General features: G+C 67.0%; 5 protein-coding genes and 1 pseudogene. All 6 read left to right on the top strand.

The window, feature by feature from the left end:
* Positions 1 to 19: 19 nt before the first annotated feature.
* Positions 20 to 958, top strand: coding sequence for a cobalamin B12-binding domain-containing protein (locus tag U0C82_RS04950; protein ID WP_322185940.1), 939 nt, complete (start codon positions 20 to 22; stop codon positions 956 to 958).
* A 41-nt stretch (positions 959 to 999) separates the two neighbouring features.
* Complete coding sequence (ppsR, locus tag U0C82_RS04955; protein ID WP_322185941.1) at positions 1,000 to 2,430, top strand: transcriptional regulator PpsR; 1,431 nt, start codon at positions 1,000 to 1,002, stop codon at positions 2,428 to 2,430.
* A gap of 98 nt (positions 2,431 to 2,528) precedes the next feature.
* Positions 2,529 to 3,449: a chlorophyll synthase ChlG gene (chlG, locus tag U0C82_RS04960; protein ID WP_322185942.1), complete on the top strand. Its 921-nt coding sequence runs from the start codon at positions 2,529 to 2,531 to the stop codon at positions 3,447 to 3,449.
* Positions 3,446 to 4,846 (top strand): BCD family MFS transporter, encoded by a 1,401-nt coding sequence (locus U0C82_RS04965; protein ID WP_322185943.1) that lies wholly within the window; start codon positions 3,446 to 3,448, stop codon positions 4,844 to 4,846. Before chlG ends, U0C82_RS04965 begins: the two co-directional genes overlap by 4 nt.
* A complete protein-coding gene (locus U0C82_RS04970) occupies positions 4,843 to 6,102 on the top strand; it encodes a geranylgeranyl diphosphate reductase (protein WP_322185944.1) in 1,260 nt (419 codons plus the stop codon). The genes U0C82_RS04965 and U0C82_RS04970 overlap by 4 nt, the downstream gene beginning before the upstream one ends.
* A gap of 69 nt (positions 6,103 to 6,171) precedes the next feature.
* Positions 6,172 to 6,458: pseudogene (locus tag U0C82_RS04975) on the top strand (5-aminolevulinate synthase); the annotation flags it as partial.

Genomic DNA, 6,458 nt, shown 5'->3' on the forward strand with positions numbered 1-6,458 from the left:
CAAGGGGGGAGGAGACGCTATGGCCTACAATACCGCAGGTCCGGGGCTTCGTCGTCTGGAAGACGACTCCGAAGAGAATCCATTCCCGTCAACCAAGTTTGACATCGGGCAGGGCGAGCGCTTCGTCGAGGGGCAGATCGCGCGGGACCTTCCGGCCTTCGAGCGCCCCGGCCCGAACGCCACCGCGAAGAACCTCGAAGACGCGATCAAGAATGCCGTCATTCCCCGTCTCTACGCCCGCCGCATGGTCGAGAACGACAAGGCCGCGGCCCATCTCCCACAATCGGACCTGACGACCGGGATCCTCAAGCAGGCGGCGATCGAGCACCTCCACCGCATGGTTCTGGCCGGGCAGTCGGACGCGCAGGAGGCCTGCCTGCACGAGATCCACGCCCAGGGGCTGCCGCTGCGGAGGCTGCTCGAGGACGTTGTCGTTCCGGTCGCCGACGAACTCGGTCGCGCATGGGAGGAAGATCTCATGAGCTTCGCCGAAGTTTCCCTCAAGGTCGGGCGTTTCCAGAAGGCCGTCTCGAACTTCACGAGCCGCGTCCTGCCCAACGATCTGACGCGAGACAAGCCGACATTCCTGATGTCGCCCGCGCCGGGCGAACAGCACAGCTTCGGCGCCTCGGTGTTCGGCAACCTCTTGATTGCGGAAGGATTTCCGACAGACATCGTGCTTGACGCGGATGCCGGCCAGCTGTGCGACCGGGTTCGCGAACGGTCCTATTCGGCGCTCGGACTCAGCTGCAACAGCGACAGGACGCTTCCCATCCTCAAGACGTTGATCGCGAAGCTGCGGCAGGCAAGCTGCAACCGCGCAATCCGCATCCTTGTCGGCGGGTGGGCTTTGCAGACGGGCGACAAGTCATTAAGTAAGCTTGATGCAGACTTGGTCGTGACCGATGGCCGCAGGGCCTTGGACGACGTGGTCAGGCTTTTTGAGCGTGGGGAATAAAGCTTTCCTTCCGCTGGAACTTTGGACCGGATCATGATGCCATGGGAGTAAATTACGCCGAAGGCGGCCGGGCATTCACCGATCCGGATCGTTCGTTTTCCGACATGGATCCCGGTCTGGTCGCGTCGCTCGTCACGGCGACGGCGGATTTCGCCCTGTTGATCGACGCGGACGGACGTGTCGTCGACGTCGCCATGCGCCATGATGTCTGCCCGCCGGAAGTCTATCAGGCGTGGATCGGCAAGCCCTTCATCGACATCGTCACGAGCGAATGCAAGCTGAAGGCCAAGCGGCTCCTGTCCGATGGCGGGAACCGCGCGGACATTCGCCGCGAGATCAACCATGCCATTCCCGGGGCCGGGGATCTTCCCGTCAGCTACACCATGCTGACGCTGACCAAGGACGGGAGCCGCGTGGCGCTCGGCCGGGATCTGCGCTCCGTCTCCGATCTCCAGCAGCGCCTGATCTCCGCGCAGCTTTCCTATGATCATGAGTTCGAGCGTGTCCGCAGCATCGAGGCACAATACCGCATTCTCTTCGAGACCGGCGCCGAGACCCGCCTCGTCATCGATCCGGCGACCCGCCTCGTGACGGAGGCCAACGCGGTCGCGCGCGCCAGTTGCGGCGCGAAGGACGTGGTCGGAACGAGCGCGGAAGAGCTGTTCGCGCGCGATTCCCTTACCGAGCTCGACCGGCTGATCGCCATCGCCCATTCGTCCGGCCGCACCGAGAACGGGGTGCTGCGCCTGCGCGACGACGACCGGACGCGCGTCGCGGTCGCGCTCCGCTTCTTCCGCCATCTCGGCAATGCCCGCCTGTCGCTCCAGATCCAGCCCTTGGGCGACGCCGCGTTCGGCCAACAGGGCGGGCGAGCCGACGATCTTTTGGCGAAGCTCGGCTTTCAGTTGCCCGAAGCCCTGATCGTGCTCGATTCCAAGATGCGGATCGTCGTGGCCAATCAGAGCTATCTCGATCTCGTCCAGATCCCGGAACTCACCCAGATCGTCGGGCGGGACCTTTCGGGCAGTATCGGCAATCGCGGCGTCGAATTGCGCGTCCTCAAGAACGCGGTCGACAATCAGGGCATCGTGCGCAGCCTGTCCACGCAATTGACACCGGCGCACGGCATGCCGATCACCGTCGATATCGGCGGGACATCGTTCGAATCGGGCGGCGACCGCTATTACGGCTTCGTGATCCGACGGCGCGAACGCCCGGCGATGTCGCCGGTTCAGGCCGGTGCCGAGGTAAGGCCCGCCAACGACATGATCGGCCTCGTCGGACAGATGCCGCTGCGCGACATCGTGCGCGACACGACGGACATCATCGAACGTCTCTGCATCGAAGCGGCGCTGGAGTTGACAGGCGACAACCGCGCCTCGGCAGCCGAGCTCCTCGGCATCAGCCGCCAAGCGCTCTACACCAAGCTGCGGCGTTTCGGAATCATCGGCGAGGCGGGCGACGCACGCTGACTTTTCCGCTAGCCAGCTAACTCTGTCGTACTCCTCCGACTTTAGAATGTGTCAAGTTTAGTTGACACGAGCTGCGACTTCGCCCTAGCATCGCGGGCATGAGCCGAACGGTCGCCCCCCACGCGCAGCGAACGCGCATCCAGTTCTCCGCCTTCGTCACGGTGCTCAAGCCCGTAACCTGGTTTGCGCCGGTCTGGGCGTTCGCCTGCGGCGCGATCTCGGCGATCGCGCAGATCCCGGCGGACGCCTCGACGTTCGATCTCGTCGCACAGGTCGCCCTCGGCCTCGCGCTCGCCGGCCCGATGCTGTGCGGCGCGAGCCAGGCGGTCAACGACTGGTTCGATCGCCACGTGGACGCGGTCAACGAACCGGATCGCCCCATTCCCTCCGGCCGCCTGCCCGGCCGCACGGGGCTTGCGATCGCGGTTCTGTGGACCCTCGCCTCGCTCGCCGTCGCCGCCCTTCTCGGCCCGGTGGTCTTTCTCGCCGCCTTCGTCGGCTGTCTCCTGTCCTGGGGCTACAGCGCGCCTCCGGTGCGCTTCAAGCAGGATGGCTGGCTCGGCAATGCCAGCGTCGCGATCGCCTATGAGGGCCTGGCCTGGATCACCGGTGCCGCCGTCATCGCGCAAGGGGTTCCGGCGCCGGAGATCCTCGTTCTGGCCGCGCTCTACAGCATCGGCGCCCATGGCATCATGACGCTCAACGACTTCAAGGCGATCGCGGGCGATGTCCAGTTCGGCATCCGCACCCTGCCGGTGCGCTACGGTGTCAAGCGGGCCGCACAGATCGCCTGCGTCGTGATGGCCCTGCCGCAGCTTCTCGTCATCGGCGTCATGACCGCATGGGGCCACCCGGTCGCGGCCGGCATCATCGCCCTCCTCCTCATCGGCCAGGGCCTGTGCATGCCCCGGCTGATCGCCGATCCCGAAAAGGAGGCGATCCGCTACAACGGCACCGGCATCGGCCTTTTCGTTCTCGGCATGATGGTCTCGGCCGTCGCGGTCGGAGTGTTCCCATGACGCCAGCCCTCGCCGTCAAGCCCGATCCGGCCCCGGCCGGCTTCACCTGGCCCCAGCTCATGCGCCTCGCCCTGGTCCAGACGGCGATCGGCGCGATGGTGGTGATCACCACCTCGACGCTGAACCGAGTCATGGTCATTGAACACGGGTTCGCCGCGACCGTCCCCGGCGCGCTCGTCGCGCTCCATTATGCGGTCCAGATGCTGCGCCCCCGCTTCGGTCATGGCGCCGATACGGGGCGCGGCCGCACCGGCTGGATCGTCGGCGGTCTCGCCGTCCTTGCCGTCGGGACGATCGGCGCCGCCGCCGCGACCGGGCTTGCCGCGAGCCATCCCCTCCCCGGCCTTCTCGCCTCGGCGCTCGCCTTCGTTCTGATCGGCGCCGGCGTCGGGGCGGCGGGCACCAATCTCCTCGCCCTCGTCGCGCAAGGCACCGCCGCCCATCGCCGCGGCCAGGCCGCGACCTTGATGTGGACGCTGATGATCGCCGGCTTCGCCGTCACCGCAGGCACGGCCGGGCATTTTCTCGACCCCTTCTCCGATGCGAGGCTGCTGGCCGTGACCGGTGTGGTCGCCGGGCTCGCCTTCCTTGTCAGCGCGCTCTCGATCCGGGGCATCGAACAGCCGTCCCGCGCCGTCGGCGATGCTGCCCCGCGCTTGCCGCGTCGATCGTCGGCCGCGTTTCGCGCAGCGCTAGCCTCCGTCTGGCGCGAGGACGAGACGCGCCGCTTCACCCTTTTCGTCTTCATCTCGATGTTCGCCTACAATGCGCAGGATCTCATCCTGGAGCCGTTCGCCGGGAGCCTCTTCGCCATGTCGCCGGGCGAGACGACCCAATTGTCCGGGGCCCAGCACGGCGGAACCTTCGCCGGCATGATCGCCGTCGCACTGGCCGGCTGGCTGTTCGCCAGACGCTTTCCCGGTCTCCTGCGCATTCTCTGCGTGGCTGGCTGCATCGGTTCGGCCTCGGCCTTCGGGCTGCTCTACGGATCGACCCTTCAGCCTGCCGGCGAGAGTCCCGGCGCCTTTCCGCTCTCGGCGGTGGTGACCGGTCTCGGCTTCTTCAACGGCGTCTTCGCCGTCGCCGCGATCGGCTCGATGATGGGACTTTCGGCCCGAACCGAGGACACCTGCCCGCGCCACGGCATCCGCATGGGTCTGTGGGGCGCCGCTCAGGCGATCGCCTTCGGGCTCGGCGGGTTCGCCGGAACGGCCCTCGTCGATCTCGTCCAGTTCGGCGGCGGCTCGCCCGCCACCGCCTACGGTTCGGTCTTCGCCGTCGAGGCGGTCTGCTTCCTCATCTCCGGCGCCCTCGCTTGGGTCTGCGTCGCGGACCGGTCCGCGGCCCCTCGATCCGCCGGCCCCCCATCCTACTCACTGCCCGGAGCGACGGCATGACCGAGAGCCCTCGAAAACTCGCCTATCTCGACACGTCCCGCTACGGCACCGACCGCAAGGCCGGCGGAACCGTCTACGACGCCATCGTCGTCGGCGGCGGGCCTTCGGGCTCGACGGCGGCGCGGGCCCTCGCGCGGGCCGGCTATCGCACGGCGCTCGTCGAGCGCGGCGGCCGCATCAAGCCGTGCGGCGGCGCGATCCCGCCACGCGCGATCGAGGATTTCGCCATCCCCCATTCCCAGATCAAGGCGCGGATCCATTCGGCGCGCATGATCGCGCCCTCGGGCAAGACCGTCGATATGCCGATCGACAACGGCTATGTCGGCATGGTCGACCGGGAGGAGTTCGACGAATGGCTGCGCGAACGCGCCGCCCTGTCGGGTGCCGAGCGCATCGCGGCGACCTTCGAAGGTTTCGAGGACGCGACGGGCGCGATGCGCACGGTTGTCCTGCGGCGCAAGGGCGAGGATACCGAGCGCCTGCGCCTGTCGGCCAGGCTCGTCATCGGCGCGGACGGCGCGAAATCGCTCGTCGCAAGACTGGCTCTACCGAAGCAGAAGCCGACCCCTTGCGTGTTCGCCTATCACGAGATCGTCGAATCCACCGGCGGCGAGAACGGCATCGAGCGCAATCCGGACAATCGCTGCGACGTCTATTATCAAGGCAGGATCTCGCCCGACTTCTACGGCTGGGTCTTTCCGCACGGCGAGACCACCAGCATCGGCACCGGCACCGCGCGCAAGGGCTACGGTCTGCGCAAGGCCGTCAGCGACCTTCGGGACGCGTCCGGCTACGCCGATGCGAGGACGATCCGCCGCGAGGGCGCGCCGATTCCGCTGAAACCCTTGAAGCGCTGGGACGACGGGCGCAACGTTCTTCTTACTGGCGATGCCGCCGGCGTCGTCGCGCCGGCCTCCGGCGAGGGCATCTATTACGCGCTCGAATGCGGCCGGATGGTCGCGGACGCGGGCGAGAAATTCCTGAAGACAGGCAATCCGAAATGCCTGAGCGCCGCGCGCCGCGAATTCCTCGGCGATCACGGCACGGTCTTCGCCATTCTCGGCCTGCTGCAGGGCGTCTGGTATCGGTCGGACTGGCTGCGCGAGCGCTTCGTCGCGATCTGCAAGGACGCGGACGTCCAGCGCATGACCTGGGAATCCTACATGCACAAGAAGCTGACCCGCGAGAGCCCGCTGGCTCACGGGCGCATCCTTATGCAGAACATTGGACACTATTTCGGCTGGAGGACGGCGTAAATGTTCAACCCGATCAAGGGAGCCGCGCTCCTCGACGAACGTGCCGCAAGCCAGGCGACCGCCTGCCCCATGGGCTATCGGCGGGTCGAACTGCCCGAGGAGGTCGATTACGGGCGGCACTTCGCCGACGCGATCGAAGCCCTGCACGCCGAAAAGCGCTACCGGGTGTTCGCCGATCTGGAGCGCATCTCCGGCCGGTTTCCGCGCGCGATCTGGCGCCATGAGGGCGAGGTCCGCGAAATCACCGTCTGGTGCTCGAACGACTATCTGGGCATGGGCCAGAACGAGAAGGTCGTCGCCGCCATGAAGGACACGGTCTCGGCCATGGGCTCGGGCGCCGGCGGCACGCGCAACAT

The organism is Fulvimarina uroteuthidis (assembly GCF_034321785.1).
In the GTDB taxonomy this organism is placed as follows: domain Bacteria; phylum Pseudomonadota; class Alphaproteobacteria; order Rhizobiales; family Rhizobiaceae; genus Fulvimarina; species Fulvimarina uroteuthidis.